Raw genomic sequence first — 24,012 nt, 5'->3', positions numbered from 1 at the left:
GAACCCGGCGGCCCTTTTCAAGTGGTCCCCTGGCGCATGGGTATGCGGGGGGTGGATAAGTGCAAGTTTTGAGCTATCCCCGCTTCAAGGGGAAGGGGCGCTACGACAGCTTTACCTTCCCCCAGGCCGGGAGTACTGGGGTCAAGGTGCAGGAGGGCGGGAAGCGGGTGTTCATTCACGGCATCGGCTCGGTGAAGGTGAAACTTCACCGCCCGCTGGAGGGGAGGCTCAAGACCGCCACGGTCAAGCGGGAAGGGGAACATTGGTACATAATCTTCGTCTCCGAAGTGGAGCCGCAACCGCTTCCTGAAAACCACACGGCCATCGGGATAGACCTTGGTACCAACCCTTACTTCCTCGTTACCTCCGAGGGCGAAATGGTGGAAGCGCCCAGGCACTACCAGAAGGCCCAGGCGAAGCTTGCCCGTAAGCAAAGGGGGCTCTCCAGGAAAAAGAGGGGCAGCTCCCGCTGGAGGAAGGCGAAGAGGGAACTGGCCAAGCTTCACCGCAAGATCGCCAACCAGCGCAAGGACTTCCACCACAAGGTGGCCAGGGGGCTGGTCAACCGATATGGCACCATTGTTCACGAGGATCTGAACGTTCTCGGCCTGGCCCGAAGCCACACCGCCAAGGGGGTGCTGGATGCGGGCTGGGCACAGTTCCTCTCTGTCCTCGCCTACAAAGCGGAAGAGGCTGGTAGGCGGGTCGTGGGGGTAGACCCCAAGTATACGAGCCAGGACTGTCCGGTGTGCGGCCACCGGGAGAAGAGGCCCCTGTGGGTCAGGGAGTATACCTGTTCCGCCTGTGGGACTCCCCTGCATCGGGACGTGGCCGCCGCACAGAACATCCTGGCCAGGGCTCGGGCGGAGCCTTCGGGGATGGATACGGCGAGGGCCGTTCCATGAGAACCGAGAAGCCCCGCTCTTCAGAGCGGGGAGTCGTCACCTTTCTCCCTCACGGCGCTTCCTCCCCGCTCGCATCCGCGACACCGAGCCCCTACGCCCATACACCCGGGCCGCAAAAGAGGAAACGATGGCCACCAGGTCCTCGGCCAGCTCCCGCTGGAGATCCTCAGGGCGCTCCTCCCCGTTCAGCACTACCAGCCGGGCCCCAAAGGCTTCCAAGTAGAGCCTCAGGTACTCCAGCCCAAACCGGGCCAGACGGTCCTCGTACTCCACCACCACCGCCTCCACCTCGCCCCGCTTCACCCGGTTCAACACCTTGAGAAGCCCCCGGCGCTTCTCGTTTACCCCGCTGGCCACCTCGGCCACCACCTCGTAGCGCAAGCCCTGGCCTTTGGCCCAGGCTTCCAGTCGGGCGATCTGGTTCTGGAGGTAGGCTTCCTGCTTGCGGGTGGACACCCGAGCATAGAGCACCACCTGGGGAGCCAGACGGCGCGCTTCCTCTAGGCCCAGAAGGCCTTCCACGTCCTCTCGGCGGTAGCGCCTCCGGCCTCCTGGGGTGCGCAGGGGGCGGATGAGCCCGTGGCGCTCCCACTTGAGGAGGGTGTTTTGATGGATGCCGTAAAGCCTGTAGACCTGGAGGGGTGTGAGGAGTATTGGCTCCAAGGCTAAGGCGAATGTAGCCTAAGTAAGGTAACCCAAGTTGCCACCTAGGCGATTTTCTGTGCGATGAGCCTGAGGTTGTGAGCCAGGACGAAGAGGAAGACCTTCAGGACAAAGCCCTCCGGGGTGACGGCATGGATGCGGCGGGGAAAGAGATGGTGGAGCATGCTGCCCACCGTCTCCACCACCCTCCGCCCCACGATGGCCAGGTACTGCAACCAGGGCACGTACCGCCGGCTGTTCCTCCTGTGGATCACCATGGGAACCACCCCCTGCGCCTCCCGGAGGAGGTCTTCATAGAGGTGGCTCTCGTACCCCCGGTCCAAGTAGAGCTCCGCTCCCTGGGGAAGATCCAGGGGAAGGAGGAGTAGGGAGACGAGGTCGTGAAGGCTTCCCGGGGTCAGGTTCACCTCATGGACAAACTTGCCGTCGTCCACCAGGAGGTGGAGCTTATAGCCGTGGAAGTAGACCCGCTTGCTGGGGATGTAGCCCCGGTAGACCTTCCCCGGGGCCAAGCGGGACCTCGGGGCTCGGATGTTTTCGCAGACGGGGAGGGGGAAGGTATCCAAGGCATAGCTCTGGGCGGTATGGAGCCTTTTCCAAACCTGGGACAGCAGGTGGAGGAGAGGGAGGAGATAGACCTTTGCCCGATGGAGGCGGCGGTTGGTCAGCCGTAAGGCTACGTTCCAGCGGCTGGGGGAGGGGATATGGCTGAAGAGACGGAGCTCCTTGGCCAAGGCCAGGGCTTTGTTGTGCTTGCCGCCTAGTTCCAAGGCGGCCAGGATGGCTAGGGTGAGGATGGCGCTGGTGGGCACCTTGGTCTGGGGGTCATCTTTGTGCCCTATGGCCTTGAGCGCGTCAGCAAGGTAGCCCTGCGGGCTGACCTATAATGCAGAAGGCCGCTATAGCCTGTTGCAGCATAGCGGCCACTATTTTTTCCGAGTCCCCAAGTCTCGGGCAAGGAATGGGTGGCAACTTGAGTTAAGGTAAAAAGTCAACTGTTTGCCACCTCCTCGGCGGCCTCGAGGATGGCCTGGGTGAGCTCCATGTTGTTGGTGTTGAAGGCCCCCACGCCGTAGCCTTCCGCCCGCGCCTTCTTCAGCCCACATTCCGCACCCCTCCCACCTTCCCGTAGGATTTCGGGGTGGCAGAGACTCCCGACCTGCACGTGTACGACCTCGGCCACCTGGGCTTGGTGGCCGGCATCCTGGACCGCATCGGACTGGTATCCCTGGTGGACAGGCGGGTAGGTCCCCGCCCGGGGGAGAAGGTGAGCACGGGGGTTGCCCTGAAGGCCGCGGTCCTCAACGCCCTGGGCTTCCTCTCCTCCCCCCTTTACCTCTTCGGCCACTTCTGGGAGGGCAAGCCCACGGAGTGGCTCTTGGGGAAGGGCATCACCCCGGACCTCCTCAACGACGACCGCATGGGGCGGATGCTGGACAGCCTGTATGCGGTGGGGGTGACGGAGCTCTTCCTGGAGGTGGCCAAGGAGGCCCACCGGGCCTTTGCCTTCCCGGTGCGGGCCTTGCACGTGGACACCACCAGCTTCCACGTGCACGGGCGGTATGAGGGAACGGGGGAGGAGGAGGCTATCCACCTGGTGCGGGGGTACAGCCGGGACCACCGGCCGGACCTCAGGCAGTGGGTGATGGGCCTGGTGTGCGCGGACACGGGGGGCATCCCCCTGCTCTTTGCTCCTGAGGACGGGAACGCTGCGGACCGCAAGACCCTGGTGGACCTGGTGTCCCGGTACCGGGAGGCCTTGGACCTGGGGGAGGTGGTGGTCCTGGACGGGGCGGGCTACACCCGGGAGAACCTGAAGGCCCTGGGGTCTTTCCCTTGGATCCTGCGGGTGCCGGCCACGTTGCGGGAGGCCAAGGCCTTGCTTGGGGAGGAGTTTCCGGAGGGGGCGTGGGTTTCCCTGGACCCGGGGTACCGGGGGCTGGAGGTGGAGAGGACCTACGGGGGCGTACGGCAGCGGTGGGTGTTGGTGGAGAGCGCGGCGCGGGGGGAAGAGGAGAGGGGCAGGCTGGAGGAGCGGATAGGGCGGGCGCAAAGGGAGGCGGAAGGGGTCCTGCGGAGGCTTTTGGCGCGGCGGTTTGCCTGCGATAGGGATGCCCGGCGGGCTTTGGAGGAGGCGAGCCGGGGGCTGGCCTACCACCGCCGGGTGTACCTGGGGGTGCGGGAGGAGCGGCGGAGGGGAAAGGTGGGGCGCCCCCGGAAGGGGGAAAGCCCTTTGGGGGTGGGGTACCGCCTTTGGGCGCGGGTGGAGCGGGACGAGGGGAAGGTGGCGAAGGCGAAGCGGGGGCTGGGGAGGTTTCTCCTGGCCACCAACGTGCTGGAGCGGGAGAGGCTCCCTTTGGGGGAGGTGCTTGAGCGGTACAAGGGGCAGACGCGCACGGTGGAGCGGGGGTTCCGCTTTCTAAAAGACCCCATGTTCTTCACGGGGAGCACCTTTTTGAAGCGGCCGGAGCGGGTGATGGCTTTGGGGATGGTGATGGCCCTGGCGCTGCTGGTGTACGCCTTGGGGGAGTGGGAGCTGCGGCGGAGGCTTGAGGAGGAGGGGGAGGGGGTGCCGGACCAGAAGGGGAAGTCCACGGCGAGGCCCACCTTGCGGTGGGTGTTCCAGCTCTTTTTTTGGTTGCGTCTGGTGGTCCTGGAAGGACGGGTGGCGGTGCTGAACCTCAAGCCCCATCACGAGCGGGTGGTGCGCCTCTTGGGGGTGGAGCGATATTACCTCCTGGAGTGAGAGGGGTGCGGAATGTGGGCTTCAGGATTTCCAAACCGGTCACCAACACAAGCGCCTCCGCCCGGGATTCTACCCCGGCCGCTCATGGAAACATGGAAAGCCCCACCTACCCCGCCCAAGTGGGTCGCCGCGGCCTGCGCCAGGGCGGAAGCTCCGGAAAGGGCAAGCCATCGCCCAGGCCCCAAAGCGGCCTCAGTAGGCCTGGCCCGTGGCCTTGGTGAGGAGGAGGCGGAACTCGTGGGGGCTGGTGGCGGAGGAAAGGGCGTCCTCCAGGGAGATGAGCCCCCCGGTGTAGAGCTCCACCAGGTGCTGGTCGAAGGTGCGCATGCCGTGGATGGAGCCCTCCATCATGGCCTCCTTGATCTGGGGGGTCTTGTCCTCGTCCTTGATGAGCTCCCGCACGTAGGGGGTGGCGATGAGGACCTCGAGGGCCAAGACCCGCCCCGCCCCGTCCGCCCGGGGAAGAAGGCGCTGGGAAAGGATGCCAAGCAAGGACTCCGCCAGGAGGATGCGCACCTGCTGGTGCTCGTGCAGGGGGAAGAACTCGATGATGCGGTTGATGGTGCGCCAGGCGTCCAGGGTGTGCAGGGTGGAGAGGACCAGGTGCCCGGTCTGGGCGGCCATGAGGGCGGCCTCCACCGTCTCCTTGTCCCGCATCTCCCCGATGAGGATCACGTCCGGGTCCTGGCGCATGGCGTACTTGACCCCGGAGTAGAAGCTATCCGTGTCCAGCCCCACCTCCCGCTGCACCACCAGGCTCTTCTTGTGCCGGTGCAGGAACTCGATGGGGTCCTCGATGGTGATGATGTTCTTGGCGTAGTGCAGGTTGATGTGGTCGATGAGGGCCGCCAGGGTGGTGCTCTTGCCGCTCCCCGTGGGCCCGGTGACCAGGATCAGGCCCCGCTCCTTACCCGCCAGCCCCTCCATCACCTCCCGGGGAAGGCCCAGGGCCTCAAAGCTGGGAATGACCTCCGCCACCACCCGCATGACCAGGCCGAAGCTCCCCCTTTGCCGCATAAGGTTGCAGCGGAAGCGGGCCACCCCGGGGATGGTGTAGGCGAAGTCCATCTCCTTGCGGTACTCCAGCTCCTCCAGCTGCTCCGGGGTGAGGAGGACCTTGGCGATGGCCTCGGTGTCCTTGGGGGTGAGGGGGCGGTTGCCGAAGGGGCGGAGCTTTCCGTCCACCCGGATCACGGGCGGGGCCCCCGCCTGCAGGTGGATGTCCGAGGCCCGGGCCTGCACCATGGCCTTGAGCATCTCCAAAAGGCTCTGCTTGCCCTCGGACGCAGACGCCTCGCTCATGGATGGACCTCCAGGTTGTCGATGAGGCGCACCTGGGGAAAACGCCCGGCAACGATCCCCCGGGCCCCCGGCATCCAGTCGGAAAGGGGAAGGAGGGTTTCCGGGTGCACCAGGGCCAGGTAGTCCTTGCGGAACTCGGGCACCTCGGCCAAAACCCCCTCTCCGGCCCGCAGGGCCTCGGCCACGCTCCCGCCCGCCCGGGCCACCTCCCGCATGGCCAAAAGGGCCCGGTAGAGGAGGTTGGCCTTCCCGCGCTCCTCCGGGGAGAGGTAGACGTTGCGGCTGGAAAGAGCCAGGCCGTCCTCCTCCCGCACCGTGGGTACCCCCACCACCTCGAGGGAGAACCCCAGGTCCCGCACCATCCTGCGGATCACCAGAAGCTGCTGGTAGTCCTTCTCCCCGAAGTAGGTCCGCTCCGGGCGCACGAGGAGGAAGAGGCGGGCCACCACCGTGGCCACCCCTTGGAAGTGGCCGGGGCGCACCTCCCCTTCCCACAAGGCGGTGAGGGGCCCCTCCACGGAAACCCGGGTGGCAAAGCCCCTAGGGTACATCTCCTCCACGCTGGGAGCAAAAAGGAGGTCCACCCCCGCCGCTTCCAAAAGGGCCCGGTCCCGCTCCAGGTCCCGGGGGTAGCGGTGGTAGTCCTCCCCCGGGCCAAACTGCAGGGGATTCACGAAGATGGAGACTACCACAAAGGGGTTCTCCCTTCGGGCCCTTTCCACCAGGGCCAGGTGCCCCCGGTGGAGGTAGCCCATGGTGGGGACAAACCCCACCCCTTCCCGGGGAAGGGCCTGCCTTAGCTCGGCCACGGTGTGCGCCACCTTCACGGGGCTCAGTATACTTTCCCCGTGGGCAAGAAACGGCGAGAGGAAAAGCTCAAGAAGAAAGCCCTGAAGGAATGGGAGGAAAGGCGGCCCAAGACCTTTCGAGAGGCCCTTAAATACTTTCCCGGGGTCTTCCTCCGCACCACCTTGGTGATGATGGCGGCGGTGGCCCTGATCCTCCTGGCGGGAGCCTTGGGCCTGAGCGTGGCCCAGAGCTTCTGGTTCCAGCTCCTGGTGTACCTGGGCTTCTACCTGGCCTTCCAGCGGTTCATCATGGGGCCCCTGGCCCCGCCGAAGGTGTAGCTACACCCGCTCCGCGTCGGCCCAGAACCCTTCCAGGTCGTAATACTCCCGGGCCTCGGGGGTCATGAGGTGGACCACCACCTCCCCATAGTCCAGGACCACCCAGCGGGGGCTCTGCCCCTCCGTGGGCCTGGGGCGAAGCCCCTCCGCCTCCAGCTTCTCCTGGAGGTGGCGCTCCAGGGCCTGGAGGTGGGGGGTGCTGGTGGCACTGGCCAGAACGAAGTAATCCAGGCTCTCGGACACCGCCCGGAGGTCCAGGGCCACCACCCTTTCCGCTTTCTTTTCCCAAAGGAGATCCTTGATCCTCGCTACCAACTCCACTGCCTCGAGGGTCTTTACCATCTAGCCCTATTGTACCAGGTCCCGCCCGAGCTCCACCACCACCCCGGGAACCGGCCCGTGGGGCGCCAGAAGGGGCAGGTGGAAGAGCTCGGCGAAGTAGCTTCCGGCCTCGAGGTCCTTGGTGTAGACCGCGCTCTGCGCCACCTCCGCCTCCTCCACCTGGGCCTCAATCCCCTCCCGGGCGAGAAGGGTTTGGCCCCAAAGGACCAGGCTCCTTTCCCCCCTCAGGCGCACGGGAACCTGAGGCGGGGAGGAGGGCGGGGCCATCCCCATCCATTGGGCCAGGACCTGGGCCCGGGCCTCCTCATCCACCAGGAGGAAGGTCCCCTTCCCCTCCCGGGTGGGCAGGGTGGCCACGGAAAGCCGCAGGCCCTGGACCCCCGGAAGTTGAGCCATAACCTCCTCCAGGGACAGATCGGTGTCCAGCTCCCGCCAGGCCTCCCGCAAGGCCAAGGCCAAGGCCGGCCAGGTGCGGGGGTTCTGGGCCTTCTTGAGCACCTGGGAAACCACCCCCTTGATGCGGTCCAACCGAGCGTAATCCCCCAGGGCGTCGTGGCGGAAGCGCATGTACTTCACCGCCTCCTCCCCGTTTAGGTGAAGCCTTCCCGCAGGGAAGTCAATGAAAAGCCTCGCTGCCCGGTCGGTGTAGCGCATGGGGCGCTCCAGGTAGACCTCCACTCCCCCCACGGCGTCCACCACCCGGGCCACGCTTTCCAGGGTGAGGATGAGGTGCCTTTCCACCACCAGGCCCATGGCCTCCGCCACCGCCTGCTTCAAAAGCTCCGCCCCGCCTCGGGCGTAAGCGGCGTTGATCTTGCCCCCCACCAGAGGGCTATAGAGGTCCCGGGGAATGGCCAAGGCCCGGGCCTCCCCTCCCCTTAGGCGCACGTAGAAGATGGTGTCCGTACGGCTTCCGGGGCCGCATGGGGTGTGGTAGCCGCAGTACTCGATGTCCCGGGCCGCCACCACCACCCCCATCTCGGGCAAGGTCCCAGCCCTCCTGGGCCGCATTCCCTCCTCCTCCCCTGGCCGCGGCCAGGAGAGCACCCCCCGAGGGCGAACAGGGCCAGGGAAAGGAGGAGGAGGGAAAGCCTAGGGCGCATCCTGCAAACGGCGGTACACGGCCAGGGTCTTGGGGTGCAGGGGGATGCCCTTGGCGGTGAGGTAGGCCACCTTGTTCCCCACCGCCAGCCGGTACGCCTCGAGGAGCCTCCCCGAAAGGGCCAGCTCCCGGATCTCCCCGTTCACCCCCCGGCCGGGCTCGGAGATGTCGGCGATGTAGAGGGCCATGCCCAGGCCGTTTTGGGGGTCCACCCCGTACACGTGCCCCTCCACCGCCTCCAGAACCTCCTCGTCCTTTACCCCCCAGGCCTCGGCCAAAACCCGGGCCGCCCGGCCGTGGAGGGAAAGGGGATGGGCCCTTTCCACCTCGTTCTCCGGGGGGGCCAGCCTAAGGAGCTCCTCCTCCCCCAGGTCCCGGGCGGCGTCGTGGAGAAGCCCCGCCAGGTAAGCCCGCTCCCCATCCAGACCGTTTTTAAGGGCGATCTCCCGGGCCAGGGCCGCCACCCTCTGGATGTGCGCCCACCTTTCCAGTCGGACCAGGGCCTTTACCCTCTCCTCCAGCTCAGCGGTAGAGTCCGTGCCGTTCAAGGTACACCTCCACGGGCCTGGGCACCCAAAAGCGGATGCTCTCTCCTTGCCGGATCCGCCTCCGGATCTCCGTGCTGGATATCCCCACCTCGGGCACCAGCAAAGGCACCACGGGCACCGGCATCCCCTCGAGGGGGTAGCCGGGCCGGGCCACCGCCACCAGGGTGGCCAGCTCGGGAAGCCTCCCCCCCTCCTTCCAGGTGAGGATATCCCGGTAGGCATCGGCCCCGGTAATGAAGAAGAGCTCATCCTCCGGGAAAAGCCTCCTGGCCTCCCTTAGGGTGTCCACGGTGTAGCTTGGGCCCGGCCGGTCCAGCTCCAGCCTCGAGGCCCAAAACCCCTTTTCCTCCGCCGTGGCCAGGAGGACCATCTCGTAGCGGGCCTCCGCCGGGGCCACCGGGGTCTTGTGGGGGGGGCGGGCCGCCACCACGAAGAGGACCAGGTCCAGCCCCAAGGCCGCCCGGGCCTCCGCCGCCGCCAAAAGGTGCCCCAGGTGGATGGGATCAAAGCTCCCGCCAAAAAGGCCTATGCGCAAGGTTCAACCCCCATCGTCAAGCCGCCTTTACCCCGGGATGTACTCAAACTCCCGCCCCGCAATCCGCACGATATCCCCCGCCCGCACCCCCTTGGCCTTAAGGGCCGCCTCCACCCCCTGGCGCCGAAAGACCTCCTGCAGGTAACCCGCCGCCTCGGAAAGATCCCCCTTGAGCCGACCCAGGTACCGCTCCAAGGCGGGGGAGCGCACCTCGTACACCCCCTCCTCCAAGGGCACCACCTCCACCCCGGCCTCCACAAAAGCCCTGGGGGCCGGCCTGGGAAGCTCGGGAGCCGGGGTGGCCTTCACCAGACTCAAAAGGGCTTCCTTCAGCGCCGCCAAACCCTCCCCCGTGAGGGCACTCACCGGGAGGACGGGAAGCCCCTCCTGGGCCAGCTTCGCCACCCGCTCCTCCACCTCCTTGGGGGTGAGGAGGTCCACCTTGTTCAGGGCGATGAGGCCGGGCCGCCTGAGGAGGGCGGGGTCGTAGGCCTCCATTTCCTTGCGCAGGGTGCGGAAGGTTTTTAAGGGCTCCTCGGCGGCGTCCAGAACGTAGAGCAACACCCGGGTGCGGGCGATGTGGCGCAAGAACTCCAGGCCCAGGCCCTTCCCCTGGCTGGCCCCCTCGATGATCCCGGGGATATCCGCCAGGGTGAAGCGCTCCCCCTCCTCTCCCCCCACCTCCACCACCCCCAGGTGGGGGGAGAGGGTGGTGAAGGGGTAAGGGGCGATCTTGGGATGGGCCCGGGTGGTGGCGGCGAGAAGGCTGGACTTGCCCGCGTTGGGGTAGCCCACCAGACCCACGTCGGCGATGAGCATGAGCTCCAGCCGCAAACGGCGCCTCTCTCCTTCTTCCCCCGCCTCCGCAAAGCGGGGGGCCTGGCGGGTAGGGGTGACGAAGTGCGGGTTCCCCCGGCCTCCCTCCCCCCCCTTGGCCACCAGGAGGACCTGGCCCTCCTCCGTGAGGTCCCCAAGAAGCTCTCCGGTGTCCGCATCGAAGACCCGGGTTCCCCGGGGCACCTCTATGTAAAGGTCTTGCCCGGCCCGTCCGTGCCGCTCGCTTCCCTTGCCGTGCTCCCCGTCCTCGGCCCTATAGGTGCGCTTGGAAAGCTCGGAAAGGGAGTCCACGCTCCCCTTGGCCCGGAGGTAGACGCTCCCCCCCCGCCCCCCATCCCCTCCGTCCGGGCCCCCCTTGGGCACGAACTTCTCCCGCCGGAAGGAAACGGCACCGTCGCCACCCCTTCCGGCGGCGACGGTGATCGTCAGGACATCCCGGAACATCCAGACCGCCCCTTGGGCCTACGCCAAGGGACGCACGTGCACGTAGCGGCCTAGCCGCCCCTTGTCCTGGAACTCCACCACCCCGTCCACCAGGGCGAAGAGGGTAAAGTCCCGGCCCATGCCCACGTTCTTCCCGGGCTTGAACTGGGTGCCCCGCTGGCGGACCAGGATGTTCCCGGCCTTCACCACCTGGCCCCCGTAGCGCTTGACCCCGAGGCGCTTGGCCTGGGAGTCGCGGCCGTTCTTGGTGGAACCCAAACCCTTTTTATGTGCCATGGCTCACCCCTGGATCTCCTTGATGAGGATCTCCGTGTAGGGCTGGCGGTGCCCCTTCTTCCTGCGGTACTGCACCTTGGCCTTGAAGCGGGAGATGGTCACCTTCTTGCCCTTGCCGTGGCCCAGGACCTCGGCCACCACCTTGGCCCCCTCCACCACGGGAGCCCCCACCGCCGCCTTCTCGCCCCCCAGGAGGAGGACGGGAAGCGTGACCTCGCTTCCGGGCTCGGCCTCGAGCTTCTCCACCCGAAGCCTCAGCCCGGGCTCCACCCGGTACTGCTTGCCGCCGGTCTTGACGATCGCGAACATGGCTTCCCCTTCCCAAAAGCCCCCGAAGGGGCTACCGGCTTTCCACTATACCCAACCCTGGGCCTTCCTTCAAGCAAGGCCCCCCAGGCTACCCCGCCGCCTCCGGCTTGGGCGCTCTCAGGGCTTCCGCCACGAAGGCCGCCATCACCCCCAGCATGAGCCCCAGGGCCACCGCCAAGGCCAAGATGAGGCCCCGCTTGGGAGCCACCTTTTCGTAGACCGGATAGGCCGGGGCGATGACCTGGGCCAAGGAGTTCTGGGAGCTCGCCAGCTCGATCTGCAGGTCGGTTTTCTTCTGGGCGAGGGCCAGGTAGGCGTTCTTGGCCAGCTCCAAGGCCTGGCTGAGCCGGTCCTGCTCCACCTGGGCCCGGGCCACCCGCTCCTTGAGGAGATTGATCCGGCTTTCCACCTGGGCAAGGCGATCTTGAAGGGCCGATTTTCTTGCAAGCAGCCCAGGCCGCTCCACATCTTTTGCCACCCTTAACTCAATCTCAAGATCGTTCAAATCTCTCTGAAGGCGCAAGCGTTCCCCATAAAGCTGGCTATTCAGCAAAATTAACGTTTGTCCAGAGGGTGCTAAACCCTGCAAGAAATAAAGCTCAGCCATGTCTTGTTCTAAGGTATTCCCCCGTTGAAAAGCCTCCCAACGGGCCTGCGCCTCCCGATAAACCCTTTCCGCTGAGGCGACTTGTTCTTCCAGAGTCCGGAGACTCTCTTCCAGCCTGGAAGGCAAGCTACGGTTCACCCGCTTGGTCACCGCCTCCGCCCAAAGGTTGGCCGCCCGGGCTGCCACCTCGGGGGCGGGGGCCTCCACCGTGAGGGAGGCCACCACCGGGGGCACCTGGCCCTGGGGTGCCACCTGCTGCCTGGCGGACTCATTCTTGATCTTGAAGTCCTTCACCATCCGCTCTAGGCCTGGGGTGCCCCCCTGGTCCTGCCAGGCAGTGGGGAGCTTGCCCTCCCGCTTCAGGGCCTCCCACACCTCTTTGGTCACCTCCTCGGAGAAGGCCAAAGCCCTTAGGCCCTCAAAGGTGAGGAGGTTTTGCCCCTGCACCTGGATGCGCTGCTCCAGCTGGGCCTGCACCTGCACTGGGGCCACGTTCACCGTGGCGGTGGAGGCGTAGCGGGGCTCGGCGATGAAGAAGGCGTAGATGAGGGCTAACGCTCCAAAAATCACGGGTAAGGATAGAATCCAAACCCGGTTACGCTTCAGGGTTTCTACAATGTCCCTAAGGGAAAGCTCCTGGGTAGACGCCTCCGTCATAACGGCCCCAATATACCCTACTTGGCCCCAAAGCCCGTGAGGAGCACCCAAAGGGTGCGGACCACGATGCGCATATCAAGCCAAAAGGAGAGGTGTTTGATGTAGTACAAGTCATAGCTCAGCTTCTCCCTCGCCCCCTCCAACCCCTCCGCGTACCCATGGTGTACCTGAGCCCATCCGGTAAGGCCAGGACGAACAGCATGGCGTAGGGCATAGAGGGGGATTTCCCTGGCATAGGCCTCTGCCAACACCTTCTGCTCGGGCCGTGGGCCAATGAGGCTCATCTCCCCCCTTACGACGTTCCAAAGCTGGGGAAGCTCATCCAAGCGGTATCTGCGCAAAATCCGCCCCAAAGGGGTGATGCGGCTGGCCTCCTCCCCTGCATACACTCCTTGCCGCGGTGCCCCTTTCATGGTGCGGAACTTGTAGGCCCTAAAGGGCCTCCCCCCTAACCCCACGCGTTCTTGGGCAAAAAGGATAGGGCGCCCCAAGTCCCAATAGACGAGGAGGCCCACCAGGAGCAAGCCAAGGAGGATCAAGGGAGAAAAGAGCAACACCGCACCAAGCTCCCAGATGCGTTTGAAGAGGGGGTAGAACCCCCGAGGCCCACCCGCCGCCAACGCCTCCGCATACGGAGCCTCCAAAAGAACCCTTCCCGTATACCCCTCGTACACCGGGGCCGCATGCAGGATGGGAATGCCCCTCAAGGCCGCCTCCCCCAAAAGGGGCAAGGCCGCAGGGGAGAGGCGGTGAAGATCCGCCACCACCGCCTCCACCCTCTCCCAGTCCAGCTGGGGAATCGGCCTCACGTCCCCAGCTGCTACCTGAGGTAAAACATCCGCCACCCCCCGGGCACCAAGGCCAGCCGCCGAGGGGGCAGGTAGCGGAGGTAAGGAAGTAGGACCCCGAAGGCTAGCCCGGTGGAGAGCAGGATAAAGCTCCGGGAGTAGTACAGCCTGCCCATGGCCAAAACCCCCAGGAGGGCCAAGGAAAAGAGCAAGAGGTACAAGGCCGCCACCCCCCACTCCTCCCGGCCAGGGTAGCGAAGGGTGCGCACGGTAGCGCTGAAGGCCAAAGCATGGGCCAGGTAGGCGAGGCCGACCTGCACCCCTATTTCCCCTGGCCACGGGGGCAAGCCGAAGACGAGCAAAGCGGCCAGCCCCGAGGGAACAAGGGCCAAGGCCAGGACCCATGGCCACACAAGCCCACTTGCCGCCGTAGAACCCCTGCGCGATAAGGAAAGCTCCAACACGCTCATAGATTTCACCCTAACTCAAAGATCCCCACCATGCCCCAACACCTGAACGTAGACCCTCCAGGTGCGCTCCAGCATCTTCTCCAAGCGGAAATGGGCCTCGTAGCGGGCCCGGCCTGCGGACCCCATACGCACCCGCAAGGCTGGGTCGGAGAACAAGGCTTCCAGCCGTGCCTTAAGCTGGTTCCGGCTACCCCGCTCCACCAAGAAACCCGTTTCGCCGTGCACCACCGCTTCCCGAACCCCCCCCACGTCCGAGGCCACCACGGGAAGCCCAGCCCGCATGCCCTCGAGGACCGAAAGGGGTAGCCCCTCCCAATGGGAGGCCAGCACGAAGATCTGCGCCTCGGCGAGCAAGCGGTCCACATCCGGCCGGCTACCCCAAAACCGCACCCTTTCGCCAAGACCCAGCTCCTGGGCAAGCTTCTGCACCTGGGGAAGAAGCGGCCCATCCCCCACCAGGTCCAAGGCCCAGGGCAGGTGCCGAAGATCAGAAAGGGCCCGAAGGAGCAGGGCGTGGTCCTTTGGGGGAGCAAAACGGGCCACCATCACCACCCTTGGGGGCTCGCGGGCAGGGTCCGCCCTTAAGGGCGAGTCCGGTACCCCATTCCAGATAACCTGGATCCGCTCCGGGGGCACCACCCGGTACCTCAGAGCCAGCTCGCGGTCCCGATCGGATACGGCGATCACCATGTCTGTTGCCCTCCCGGCCACCCTCTCTAGGGTAAGGGCCAGCACCCTCCGCCCAGGGCTCACCCCCTCGGTAAAAGCCCAGCCGTGGGCAGTAAACACGCTTTTCACGCCCACCGCCCGCGCGGCTAGCCGGCCCAGGAACCCCGCCTTGGAGGAGTGGGCGTGGAGGAGGTTGGGACGTAGGCGGCGAACCAGGCTCACCACCTCGTGGAAGGCCAGTGCGTCCCTATCGGGCCGTATGGGCTGCACCATGTGCCGCAAGGGATGCACCTCCACCCCAAGCTCCCGGGCCTTCCGTACCAAAAAATCATTCCCTTCTACCCCCACACCCAGGTGCAGCTCCGCCATATCACGGAAAGCTCTCAGAAGCTCTAGGAGGTGCACCTGGGCTCCCCCGGGCTCAGGTCGCGTGACGACATAAAGCAACCTCATAGCGTTGATTTCGCCTTAGCTCCTTTTCCAGCCTTACCACCCTTGGAATCTTCCTCTTGAATATCCTGGGATAGCCCCAGGGATGGTGTTCAGAGGGCCGATGAGCAGGAAGCGCGCCTCCGGGTTCAGGTGTCTGGCCTTCATCCTGCGGGCCGCCTCGGCGAATTCCCGCACCCCCTTTTCCTTCAGGAGACGGGCAATGAGGGTAAAGGTGGGGGGATACAGGTGGGGCGGGGCCGGTGGCCACTCCTCCAGGGGAACGCCGATCCCCCCCAGGAGGACCGCCTTTTCCCTACGCACCAGGCCCCGGGCCACGAACTCCTCGAGGTCGTCCGGGTTGAGGAAGAACACCTTGTGGGCCAGGGCAAAGCTGATGCGGTAAAGAACCGAAAGCACCTCCCGCAGAAGCCGCTTCTTGAAGTTCTCCTCGCCCGGGGTGAAGGCATACCCCAAGCCCTCCACCACCGCCGCCCTATGGGGGACCCCGGCCAAGGCTGCAGCCGGGATGCCGTAGGCATTGGGCTTGGCCTGCCAGGTGAGAACCGCCTCCGGACGCTCCCGGCGGAAAAAGCGGAGGAGGGACAGAAAAGAGCGGAGGTCTTCGAGGGGGCTCAACCCCGTGCGGCTCAGGGGATAATCCACGGGCAACACCCCCAAAGCCTCCACCCCTGCCCTGGCCTCCGGGGTGTAGTCCGGTCCCAGAGCCCACACCTTAACCCCCCGGCGAACTAACTCCCGAAGTAGGGGACCCCGGAAGCGGAGAAGGGAGGGGGTATAAGAGTTAACCAAAGCTAGGGTCAGGAGCAGATTCTTTTCAGCTACCATGACACGCCGCCCACCAGGTCAAATTTGCCGTTTTATGCGCTCCCTGCTTGCGCTTGCGAGTGTTTGGATTCCTTGGATGGCACTCCTCGACCCTCACGAAGGGCAAGGGTGACCACGTAAATAATACCAAGCCCCATCCCTCCGTTTGCTACCTCAAAGCTCCACCCCTGCCACCTTGAGCAGAACCCGACTCCGGATGAGGTTGTGGGCCAGGGTGTTCATTTGGGGTGTAGGGACCCCAAAGCGGATGAGGTTCACCCTCGCCACCAGCCCCCAGTAGGAGCGAGCCTCAACCCGGCCAAGCCCCAGGGAACGCACCATCACGCTGAAACGCGTCTCTATCCAGTTCCTCACCCTCCCCAAAAACCTAGCCTTCGGCTGTGAATTGCGCCCCTAATCTTGAGCACTTCCTGCCTCTTTGCCACGTGAAGCCCCCAGAGCCTCCCGCAAGGCCTCCCCCGGGATCCGGTACCCCAGCCCCGAGTGCAGCCGCCCCTCGTGGTAATACCTGATCCGCGCCGCTATCACCCCCCTCAGCTCCTCAAGTGTTCGAGCCCCAGGAAGAGGTCCCGGTTCTCCCCTTAAAGCGGGAGAAAAAGAACTCCACCACCGGGTTCCCCCGTGGCCCCATCAGGCTATAAGAGGCTGTCGTAAAAGTCTTGTATCCTTGAAGGGTGCAGAGGACACGCACATCTTACCCCAGCGACCTCAGCGATGAGGAATGGGCCATCCTTGAGCCCCTGATCCCCGCCCCCAAGCCCGGGGGTCGCCCCGCCAAGGTGCCTCGCCGAGAAATCGTCAACGCTATCCTGTATGTTCTGGAAAACGGCATTAAGTGGCGTGCCATGCCCCATGACCTACCCCACTGGTCCACGGTCTACCACTACTTCCGCAAGTGGCAGAAAGAAAGGGTTTGGGAGAGGGCAGCTCAGGCCCTGGTCCGGCGGGACCGGGAAAGAGAAAGGCGGTATGCCTCTCCCAGCGCCCTGGTGGTGGACAGCCAATCGGTGAAGACCACGGAAAAGGGGGGCCCCGAGGCAACGACGGGGCCAAGAGGGTGAAGGGGCGGAAACGCCAAGTGGTGGTGGATACCGGGGGGAGGATGCTCCGGGCATACGTTCACCCGGCCAACGGTCCGCCCCGAAGGGGCGAATCTTGGGTACGACAAGTGGGGTGGGAAAGCGGTTTTGGAGGGGATGGACCTTGGTCTGTGGCCGAGGGTGAGGAAGGTGTATGGGGACTGGGGCTACCGGGGCCTAAGGGGCTTTTTGGAGGCCCTGGGGTTAGAGCTGGAGGTGGTGGCCCATCCTTACGCCGGGGTGCGGGGGGTGTGGGTGCGGGAGGGGGAGGAGGTGCCGGAGCTTCCCCGGGTAGAGGGCTTTAAGCCGTTGCCCAAGCGGTGGGTGGTGGAGCGGACGTTTGCGTGGTTGGGGAGGAACCGGAGGTTGAGCAAGGATTACGAGCAGCATCCTTCCGTCAGCGAGGCGTGGTTGTACTTGGGCATGCTACGCTTGCTGGTGAAGCGGCTGGCGAGGGCCGCGTAAGGGGAGGTGGGAGACTTTTACGACAGCCTCTAAGACACCCTCTGCCCGTCCTCCAAAAGAAGCTTCCCCACCCACTCATGGCTCAGAAACGCCCCCCTGGTCGTGTTGGATGAGAGCCCGGGGCTCCCGGCCCGTTTCCCCCGGATCCACTCCTTGGCCCCCTCCCACACCCCCAGGGCCAGGGCCGCCGTAGGGGAAGGCCCCATCCCCCAGGCTAGGACCGCGTGGGTGGCATGGGCAAAGTAGCCTACGGCTGACCCAGGATGGGCAGGAACCACACCCTGCCGCCCCCGTAAGGAAGCAGGGTGAAGTCGGCGTACGTCACGCGAAGCGTAGGTTCTGCAGCTCAAAGGGCTTGGGTTCCCTTTCCCCACATTCCGCACCCCTCTCACTGCAGGAGGTAATATCGCTCCACCCCCAAGAGGCGCACCACCCGCTCGTGATGGGGCTTGAGGTTCAGCACCGCCACCCGTCCTTCCAGGACCACCAGACGCAACCAAAAAAAGAGCTGGAACACCCACCGCAAGGTGGGCCTCGCCGTGGACTTCCCCTTCTGGTCCGGCACCCCCTCCCCCTCCTCCTCAAGCCTCCGCCGCAGCTCCCACTCCCCCAAGGCGTACACCAGCAGCGCCAGGGCCATCACCATCCCCAAAGCCATCACCCGCTCCGGCCGCTTCAAAAAGGTGCTCCCCGTGAAGAACATGGGGTCTTTTAGAAAGCGGAACCCCCGCTCCACCGTGCGCGTCTGCCCCTTGTACCGCTCAAGCACCTCCCCCAAAGGGAGCCTCTCCCGCTCCAGCACGTTGGTGGCCAGGAGAAACCTCCCCAGCCCCCGCTTCGCCTTCGCCACCTTCCCCTCGTCCCGCTCCACCCGCGCCCAAAGGCGGTACCCCACCCCCAAAGGGCTTTCCCCCTTCCGGGGGCGCCCCACCTTTCCCCTCCGCCGCTCCTCCCGCACCCCCAGGTACACCCGGCGGTGGTAGGCCAGCCCCCGGCTCGCCTCCTCCAAAGCCCGCCGGGCATCCCTATCGCAGGCAAACCGCCGCGCCAAAAGCCTCCGCAGGACCCCTTCCGCCTCCCTTTGCGCCCGCCCTATCCGCTCCTCCAGCCTGCCCCTCTCCTCTTCCCCCCGCGCCGCGCTCTCCACCAACACCCACCGCTGCCGTACGCCCCCGTAGGTCCTCTCCACCTCCAGCCCCCGGTACCCCGGGTCCAGGGAAACCCACGCCCCCTCCGGAAACTCCTCCCCAAGCAAGGCCTTGGCCTCCCGCAACGTGGCCGGCACCCGCAGGATCCAAGGGAAAGACCCCAGGGCCTTCAGGTTCTCCCGGGTGTAGCCCGCCCCGTCCAGGACCACCACCTCCCCCAGGTCCAAGGCCTCCCGGTACCGGGACACCAGGTCCACCAGGGTCTTGCGGTCCGCAGCGTTCCCGTCCTCAGGAGCAAAGAGCAGGGGGATGCCCCCCGTGTCCGCGCACACCAGGCCCATCACCCACTGCCTGAGGTCCGGCCGGTGGTCCCGGCTGTACCCCCGCACCAGGTGGATAGCCTCCTCCTCCCCCGTTCCCTCATACCGCCCGTGCACGTGGAAGCTGGTGGTGTCCACGTGCAAGGCCCGCACCGGGAAGGCAAAGGCCCGGTGGGCCTCCTTGGCCACCTCCAGGAAGAGCTCCGTCACCCCCACCGCATACAGGCTGTCCAGCATCCGCCCCATGCGGTCGTCGTTGAGGAGGTCCGGGGTGATGCCCTTCCCCAAGAGCCACTCCGTGGGCTTGCCCTCCCAGAAGTGGCCGAAGAGGTAAAGGGGGGAGGAGAGGAAGCCCAGGGCGTTGAGGACCGCGGCCTTCAGGGCAACCCCCGTGCTCACCTTCTCCCCCGGGCGGGGACCTACCCGCCTGTCCACCAGGGATACCAGTCCGATGCGGTCCAGGATGCCGGCCACCAAGCCCAGGTGGCCGAGGTCGTACACGTGCAGGTCGGGAGTCTCTGCCACCCCGAAATCCTACGGGAAGGTGGGAGGGGTGCGGAATGTGGATTGCCGATCAACTGCCCAAGATAGCCCCTTCGGGGCTGACCCAGCTCGCGGATCTTCTTCTCGTACTCCTTCTCCGGGGTCTTCTCGGAAAAGAGAGAGGCTCCTTTGGCCATGAGCTCAACAAGCTACGGGCTTTGCCCGTGACCCCGGTACTTGTAGACGGTGTTGGGGTGGATGCCGTATGCGCGAGCGATCTCCACCGCACTTTTCTTCCCTTTCACGACTTCCAGGGCGATCTGAAACTTTACTTGCGGCGGTAGTGGTTTGGCCCTCTTCATCTTGTTCCCCTTTGGCCTCCAGCCTAACATCTGCTAGGTGCCTAGTCTAGAGGGCGCGTGTCCCAGGCATCACAGAGCAAATCGCTTAGGTAGCTAATCTCAAAACTTGCACTTATCCACCCCCCGCATACCCATGCGCCAGGGGACCACTTGAAAAGGGCCGCCGGGTTCCCTTCGGATGAAGGGTGCCATGACCCAAACGGCCCATTCTCTACTCTGGACCCTCCTGGCCCTCCTGCCAACCCCCCACCTCCGCGAATCCCTCAAAGCGCTTCTTCTCCTCCTTCTCACCGGCCACGGCAAGGCCAGGCCCCAGCACAGCAAGACCAAGTCCCCTTCCGCCCTCTCCCGCTTCCTCAACCGCTATCCCTGGCCCACCCGCGCCCTCATCCGCCTGGCTCGCAAGAAGGCCCAGGAAACCCTCCACCGGGCCAGGCCCAGGCGGGGGCCCAAGCCCAGGCTCCTGGTGGTCCTGGACCTGGTCACCCTGGAGAAGCGGGGCCTCTTCCCCGCCTTGCCCCTCTCCTTTTTCCACGGCAAGTGGGGGCTCCACCTGGTGGTGCTCTATCTGGTGCTGGGAGAGCTGCGCATCCCCTGGGCCTACCGGGTGTGGCGGGGGAAGGGGGAGAAGGCCCTTTCCCTCCTTGCCCTGCGTCTTCTGGCCTCCCTGCCCCCCTGGATGCGCAAGTCCTTCCACCTTCGGGTGGTGGCCGATGCTGCCTTCGGCACCGCCCGGTTTCTTGTGGGGGTGCGGGGGTTGGGTCTGGAAGCGGTGGTGGGGATGCGGCGGGACCGAAAGACGCGGGAGGGGCTTCCCCTCTTTGGGCTCAGACGGCAGGGGAGTCGGGTGCATCTGCGGGGACTTCCCTTTCCCGTGTGGGTGAGCTGGTACCGCTATCCCTTACCCGGGGGAGGGTGGGAGTGGCGGTACGTGGTGGCCACCTTTCCTGCGGGGCCACGGACTGTGCTGGTGTGGGGGCGGCGGCGGTTTACCATTGAGCACTTCTTCCGCACGGTAAAGAGCGAGTTTTCCCTGGGGCGTTTTGGGCAGCGGACGGCCTTGGGGGTGCATCGGTTTCTGGTGCTGTCCTTCCTGGCTTACCTGCTGGCCCACTGGGTGAGGCTAGCTCCAGACGGGAGAGGTCTTTCTTGGCGGGAGGCTGGGTGGGCAGCGGCGCGCCTGCTGCTGCCGGAGGTGGTCTTGCGGGTCCTCATGGCCGAGCTGGGAGCTTTGGGTCTTTGGCCCCCGCCTGCGGGGGGAAGGGGGTGTTCATGCAGGGTATTCGGGAGGTGCAAGTTTTGAGTAATTGGATCACAAATAACTTTCTACGAGATCGTGATAGAGTTTGCTGTATTGCTCAGCAGTACTGTCTATGTCAAAAAGTTTAGCCCTCTCTCTTCCGCGAGTCGATAACTCACGACGGAAAGCGGGGTCATTTAGAACGAGCGCTATTCTTTCCGCTAAACCTTGTACATCTCCTGGCTCAAAGTACAAGCCGGCATTACCAACAACCTCCCTGAGACCCTCAACATTGCTGACAATGACCGGTGTCCCTGCAGCCATAGCTTCTATTGTAGCTAAACCAAAACCTTCCCATTGAGAGGGTTGTACATAAACGTCGGAAGACCTCAACAGAGCAGCAACGTCTCCTCGCCTACCCACGATGTGCACTCTATGGTTGATGCCAAGACGCCTTGTGAGAGCTTGAAGTTCATCCTTCATATAACCATCTCCCACTAAAAGAAGATGCACTTTATCCATGCGTGTTAGAGCCTTTAACAGAGTGGCTTGATCTTTTTGCCGTTCCAAGCGCCCTACGCAGATTATGACTGGTCGCTTCACACCTAGGGCTTGCAAATCCGCCGGTTCTGTAGCTAAAAAATGAGAAGTGTCTATACCATTATATATAACACGTATTTTGTGAGCTATTTCGGGTACCCATTTGGACAAGTTGTTCGCGGTGGCTTGACTTACAGCCACAATAGCCCTATATGGTTGGTACATCCACCTGTCCATCAGACGAAAGAAACCATACTTTCTGCGCCGATTGTAAGTGCTATGTTCAGTAGTAATCAAAGGAGCATTTGCCATCCATTTCCATAAAACAGATACCCACAACTGAGCAGGGAAAAGATGGGCGTGGACCAAATCATATTTTTGAAATTGTAGATGCTTAGCTAAGGCCACTACTTGTTGGGGTGAATACACAGATGAAACGGGAGAAAAGTAGGTTGGAAGCCCCAGCTGCTCGGCTCTTTTCTCAAGGAAACTCCCGGTTACAGTTAGCGCATATAAATCCACCTCTATCCCGCGTTTCCGGAACCGTGAAGCAAGCTCCACAAGTAAGGCTTCGGCCCCACCTATCTGCAACGAGTTAATAACATGTAACACTCTCACTTAATCCCTCCCTTATTTTTGTATGCAACGAATATCCCTCGCACAAGGTTTATTGGAGCAAAGGTGAGAAGCCACAAAGCAATCGCCTTAAGACCAGGCTTAAGGGACCAGGCCCGTTTCAAGTAAGTTCGTGCTAAAGCTCTATTTTCGGCAAGGAGAAAATAAGTCGCCGCCCCGAGAATTTTGCGGTAATACATATTAGGGGACCTGCTCAGCAACTCCTCTCCAAATTGTGACAGGGTCATCTCTTGCAACTGTCCATACTCTATAGCACGAGAAATTTGATTATGAGGCGAAGTAAGGCGCAGATCAGCATCTGCATTCACTCTAACAATTGCTAAACTCCAAGTAGGAATTCCGTATTCCTTGGCAATACGCCACCACAAAAGATGTTCACCTCCGATCCTCAATGAGGGATACGCGAGTTCAAGTGAAAGGAAGCGTTTACGATTTATCACCGGCACAAAATCACCCTTGATACGCTCTTTAAGATAATCATCAAGCGTTATTAGCCTAAATGGTTCATCAATCCACCCATTACTGCAAGCGAACTGTAAAACAGGAAAAGCATGTACATCGTCCACAAACTTATAGGCCATTAGCGTTGCTTCTACCGAAAAAAGTGCTCCCGCTAGAAGCTCATCGTCGTCATCCAGGATGATCACCCAAGGATTCGTTGCCTCCCTTATACCCCGATTTCGCGCAGGTCCCGGCCCTTGATTTGGTTGTTGTCTAAAGTATTTAACTTGTGGAAAACTTTCTTTCAGTAGCTTGGGTGTTTCATCGGTCGACCCATCATCCACTACAAGAATTTCTACCGATGTATAGCCTTGCTCAATGACAGATCGGATCGCACGGCTAACTAAACGGGAGCGATTATATGTTGTAATAACAACGCTAAAGGGCACAGTGCCTCTCATGTTCTGCCTCCTCTCTTTTCAAATATGGTGGCAAAGGCCGCATAGGGCAGGATAAACGTGATCCACTCTGACCACTCAGTGCTCAAAGGGTGAAATAGCCCCGATATCGCATAAAACAGAAGGAGGAACAGGGCATTATACATTACTGCTCTGTCGGAAATATTGGGGATCGCCTGTACACGTATAAAGAAGTGAGGAATCCACAAGATCCAGCCAACTACTAATCCCACATATGATAAGAATCCCATCAAGCCCAAATCTGCCCAGACCTGCAAGTACGTATTGTGGACCACCATGGGACCCTCATCTGTTTCCGCACGAGTAGTCCCAATCCCCCCTCCCAGCAAGCCGGTTTCCTTTATTCGCTGAAGTGCTACCTGGATCATCTTGTACCGGGTCGGATCAACATCTTCAAAGCCCCTAGACAGAGCGATATTCAACGATTCAGCCGCACGCTGCAACAATAGTCCGCTTACCCCAAGTTCCCTACTTGCTATGCTCCAGGTAAGCAAACTCACACCTATCAATACGCCGAAAACAAGCCCAGTGCCTGGCGTTTTCCTCTCCAAAGAAAGCACGAAAATCGTGTATAAAAAAGCCAAGATAGCCAAAATCGCCCCAGTGCGTGAATTATCCAGATAAATAAGGGCTAAAGCCCCGAGGAGAACGAGCCCCCAGTAGAGCTTCTTTTGACCATTCCATACCTCATACATGGCCCATACAATAACTAGCATTCCAACTCGCCACAGAGAACCTGGATAGTTCAGCAATGTACCCCAGCGGCCGTCCCCCGTCATAACTCCTGCAAACTCAGGACTTAACGTTAAGCCAAGCACAATAAACAGAAGATTAGTCATTACCGCTATTGGGAAAACAGAAATGCCTATTCGCCACAGCCCCTCATTTCCCAAAAATAGCGGGAATGCAAACATCAGTATAGTAGTAAGCTTTATAGCCTGGACTAAGCCATACAAGAGCTCGTCAGAAACAAGGCTTGACAAAAAAACACTAAGGATAAGAAACCCGGCCCAAGATATAGCAAAGATCTTTATCCAGTGACGTAGGGCATAGGGCAATCTAACAAGTAATGGAAGCGCGAGCAGCAAGATCACTATTGATGCCCACCAATGAATATAAGGATGCACCGTCACCTTGAGGTCCGCTTGCAGCAAAAGGAGGACCCATACACCAAACAGCCAACGAACAAAGACGCCGTACAATGACTCACCTCC

25 protein-coding genes and 3 pseudogenes are annotated in these 24,012 nt (G+C 62.9%); 6 read left to right on the top strand and 22 right to left on the bottom strand.

Translation table 11 applies throughout. The features are described from left to right. Window positions 1-68 precede the first annotated feature (68 nt). Window positions 69-905: an RNA-guided endonuclease InsQ/TnpB family protein gene (locus EBI04_RS11115; RefSeq protein ID WP_240695301.1), complete on the top strand. Its 837-nt coding sequence runs from the start codon at window positions 69-71 to the stop codon at window positions 903-905. 36 nt (window positions 906-941) lie between these two features. Here the strand turns inward: EBI04_RS11115 and EBI04_RS11110 are convergent, their stop codons facing one another. From EBI04_RS11110 to EBI04_RS11100, 3 genes and pseudogenes are all read right to left on the bottom strand, one after another. Then, on the bottom strand, window positions 942-1,559 hold the full coding sequence (locus tag EBI04_RS11110; RefSeq protein WP_135257946.1) for an IS607 family transposase: 618 nt from the start codon (window positions 1,557-1,559) through the stop codon (window positions 942-944). 53 nt (window positions 1,560-1,612) lie between these two features. Further along, a complete protein-coding gene (locus tag EBI04_RS11105; RefSeq protein WP_135257507.1) occupies window positions 1,613-2,410 on the bottom strand; it encodes a transposase in 798 nt (265 codons plus the stop codon). A gap of 164 nt (window positions 2,411-2,574) precedes the next feature. Further along, window positions 2,575-2,667 (bottom strand): annotated as a pseudogene (locus tag EBI04_RS11100) (class II fructose-bisphosphate aldolase); the annotation flags it as partial. Window positions 2,668-2,709: 42 nt separating this feature from the next. Here EBI04_RS11100 and EBI04_RS11095 point away from each other — a divergent pair. Then, window positions 2,710-4,314 (top strand): IS1634 family transposase, encoded by a 1,605-nt coding sequence (locus tag EBI04_RS11095; protein ID WP_135257506.1) that lies wholly within the window; start codon window positions 2,710-2,712, stop codon window positions 4,312-4,314. 192 nt (window positions 4,315-4,506) lie between these two features. On the opposite strand, the gene EBI04_RS11090 is transcribed toward EBI04_RS11095, so the two are convergent. Both EBI04_RS11090 and panC read right to left on the bottom strand, forming a co-directional pair. Beyond that, window positions 4,507-5,616 carry a type IV pilus twitching motility protein PilT gene (locus EBI04_RS11090; RefSeq protein ID WP_135257505.1) on the bottom strand — a complete coding sequence of 370 codons (1,110 nt, stop codon included), beginning with the start codon at window positions 5,614-5,616 and terminating at the stop codon, window positions 4,507-4,509. Beyond that, window positions 5,613-6,443: a pantoate--beta-alanine ligase gene (gene panC / locus EBI04_RS11085; RefSeq protein ID WP_135257504.1), complete on the bottom strand. Its 831-nt coding sequence runs from the start codon at window positions 6,441-6,443 to the stop codon at window positions 5,613-5,615. The genes EBI04_RS11090 and panC overlap by 4 nt, the downstream gene beginning before the upstream one ends. Window positions 6,444-6,464: 21 nt before the next feature. Here panC and EBI04_RS11080 point away from each other — a divergent pair, with 21 nt between their 5' ends. Next, on the top strand, window positions 6,465-6,743 hold the full coding sequence (locus EBI04_RS11080; protein WP_135257503.1) for a hypothetical protein: 279 nt from the start codon (window positions 6,465-6,467) through the stop codon (window positions 6,741-6,743). Here EBI04_RS11080 and rsfS read toward each other — a convergent pair whose 3' ends face one another. The 13 genes and pseudogenes from rsfS to EBI04_RS11020 form a co-directional block, all read right to left on the bottom strand. Next, window positions 6,744-7,085, bottom strand: a complete 342-nt coding sequence (gene rsfS / locus EBI04_RS11075; protein ID WP_135257502.1) for a ribosome silencing factor — start codon at window positions 7,083-7,085, stop codon at window positions 6,744-6,746. It abuts the gene before it with no gap. Window positions 7,086-7,091: 6 nt separating this feature from the next. After that, window positions 7,092-8,188: pseudogene (locus EBI04_RS11070) on the bottom strand (LCP family protein). Then, window positions 8,178-8,735 carry a bis(5'-nucleosyl)-tetraphosphatase (symmetrical) YqeK gene (gene yqeK / locus EBI04_RS11065; protein WP_135257501.1) on the bottom strand — a complete coding sequence of 186 codons (558 nt, stop codon included), beginning with the start codon at window positions 8,733-8,735 and terminating at the stop codon, window positions 8,178-8,180. The pseudogene EBI04_RS11070 and the gene yqeK overlap by 11 nt, the downstream one beginning before the upstream one ends. Continuing rightward, window positions 8,710-9,270, bottom strand: coding sequence for a nicotinate-nucleotide adenylyltransferase (gene nadD, locus EBI04_RS11060; RefSeq protein ID WP_135257500.1), 561 nt, complete (start codon window positions 9,268-9,270; stop codon window positions 8,710-8,712). The genes yqeK and nadD overlap by 26 nt, the downstream gene beginning before the upstream one ends. A 27-nt stretch (window positions 9,271-9,297) precedes the next feature. Beyond that, a complete protein-coding gene (obgE, locus tag EBI04_RS11055; RefSeq protein ID WP_135257499.1) occupies window positions 9,298-10,551 on the bottom strand; it encodes a GTPase ObgE in 1,254 nt (417 codons plus the stop codon). An 18-nt stretch (window positions 10,552-10,569) separates the two neighbouring features. Further along, window positions 10,570-10,827 carry a 50S ribosomal protein L27 gene (gene rpmA, locus EBI04_RS11050; RefSeq protein WP_114313514.1) on the bottom strand — a complete coding sequence of 86 codons (258 nt, stop codon included), beginning with the start codon at window positions 10,825-10,827 and terminating at the stop codon, window positions 10,570-10,572. A 3-nt stretch (window positions 10,828-10,830) separates the two neighbouring features. After that, complete coding sequence (gene rplU, locus EBI04_RS11045) at window positions 10,831-11,136, bottom strand: 50S ribosomal protein L21 (protein ID WP_135257498.1); 306 nt, start codon at window positions 11,134-11,136, stop codon at window positions 10,831-10,833. 88 nt (window positions 11,137-11,224) lie between these two features. Further along, window positions 11,225-12,400, bottom strand: a complete 1,176-nt coding sequence (locus EBI04_RS11040; RefSeq protein ID WP_135257497.1) for a Wzz/FepE/Etk N-terminal domain-containing protein — start codon at window positions 12,398-12,400, stop codon at window positions 11,225-11,227. Between the two features lie 17 nt (window positions 12,401-12,417). Beyond that, the gene (locus EBI04_RS13620) at window positions 12,418-13,209 is read right to left on the bottom strand and encodes a sugar transferase (RefSeq protein ID WP_240695298.1); all 792 of its coding nucleotides are present in this window, start codon (window positions 13,207-13,209) and stop codon (window positions 12,418-12,420) included. An 11-nt stretch (window positions 13,210-13,220) separates the two neighbouring features. Beyond that, entirely contained in the window at window positions 13,221-13,658 is a 438-nt protein-coding gene (locus EBI04_RS13615) for a hypothetical protein (RefSeq protein WP_240695297.1), read from the bottom strand. Window positions 13,659-13,673: 15 nt separating this feature from the next. Further along, window positions 13,674-14,696: a glycosyltransferase family 4 protein gene (locus EBI04_RS11030; RefSeq protein WP_240695296.1), complete on the bottom strand. Its 1,023-nt coding sequence runs from the start codon at window positions 14,694-14,696 to the stop codon at window positions 13,674-13,676. A 117-nt stretch (window positions 14,697-14,813) separates the two neighbouring features. Next, window positions 14,814-15,491, bottom strand: coding sequence for a glycosyltransferase (locus tag EBI04_RS11025; RefSeq protein WP_240695295.1), 678 nt, complete (start codon window positions 15,489-15,491; stop codon window positions 14,814-14,816). 267 nt (window positions 15,492-15,758) lie between these two features. Then, window positions 15,759-15,971, bottom strand: a pseudogene (locus EBI04_RS11020) (hypothetical protein); the annotation flags it as partial. Between the two features lie 308 nt (window positions 15,972-16,279). On the opposite strand from EBI04_RS11020, the gene EBI04_RS13320 reads away from it, so the two are divergent. Together EBI04_RS13320 and EBI04_RS13315 are read left to right on the top strand one after the other, a co-directional pair. Continuing rightward, window positions 16,280-16,666 (top strand): IS5 family transposase, encoded by a 387-nt coding sequence (locus EBI04_RS13320; RefSeq protein ID WP_038045814.1) that lies wholly within the window; start codon window positions 16,280-16,282, stop codon window positions 16,664-16,666. A gap of 135 nt (window positions 16,667-16,801) precedes the next feature. Further along, window positions 16,802-17,149: a transposase gene (locus EBI04_RS13315; protein WP_206202033.1), complete on the top strand. Its 348-nt coding sequence runs from the start codon at window positions 16,802-16,804 to the stop codon at window positions 17,147-17,149. A gap of 388 nt (window positions 17,150-17,537) precedes the next feature. On the opposite strand, the gene EBI04_RS11010 is transcribed toward EBI04_RS13315, so the two are convergent. Beyond that, window positions 17,538-19,142, bottom strand: a complete 1,605-nt coding sequence (locus tag EBI04_RS11010) for an IS1634 family transposase (protein ID WP_135257493.1) — start codon at window positions 19,140-19,142, stop codon at window positions 17,538-17,540. 498 nt (window positions 19,143-19,640) lie between these two features. On the opposite strand from EBI04_RS11010, the gene EBI04_RS11000 reads away from it, so the two are divergent. Next, entirely contained in the window at window positions 19,641-20,765 is a 1,125-nt protein-coding gene (locus tag EBI04_RS11000) for a transposase (protein WP_444545749.1), read from the top strand. Window positions 20,766-20,774: 9 nt separating this feature from the next. On the opposite strand, the gene EBI04_RS10995 is transcribed toward EBI04_RS11000, so the two are convergent. The 3 genes from EBI04_RS10995 to EBI04_RS10985 are packed head-to-tail and all read right to left on the bottom strand — an operon-like array spanning window position 20,775 to window position 24,000. Further along, window positions 20,775-21,860 (bottom strand): glycosyltransferase, encoded by a 1,086-nt coding sequence (locus EBI04_RS10995; protein ID WP_135257491.1) that lies wholly within the window; start codon window positions 21,858-21,860, stop codon window positions 20,775-20,777. Further along, on the bottom strand, window positions 21,857-22,780 hold the full coding sequence (locus EBI04_RS10990; protein ID WP_135257490.1) for a glycosyltransferase family 2 protein: 924 nt from the start codon (window positions 22,778-22,780) through the stop codon (window positions 21,857-21,859). The genes EBI04_RS10995 and EBI04_RS10990 overlap by 4 nt, the downstream gene beginning before the upstream one ends. Next, window positions 22,777-24,000 (bottom strand): O-antigen ligase family protein, encoded by a 1,224-nt coding sequence (locus EBI04_RS10985; RefSeq protein ID WP_135257489.1) that lies wholly within the window; start codon window positions 23,998-24,000, stop codon window positions 22,777-22,779. The genes EBI04_RS10990 and EBI04_RS10985 overlap by 4 nt, the downstream gene beginning before the upstream one ends. Window positions 24,001-24,012 lie beyond the last annotated feature (12 nt).

The sequence above is a fragment of the Thermus caldilimi genome (genome assembly GCF_004684245.1).
Classification (GTDB): domain Bacteria; phylum Deinococcota; class Deinococci; order Deinococcales; family Thermaceae; genus Thermus; species Thermus caldilimi.
This window is presented reverse-complemented; position numbering and strand designations above follow the sequence as displayed.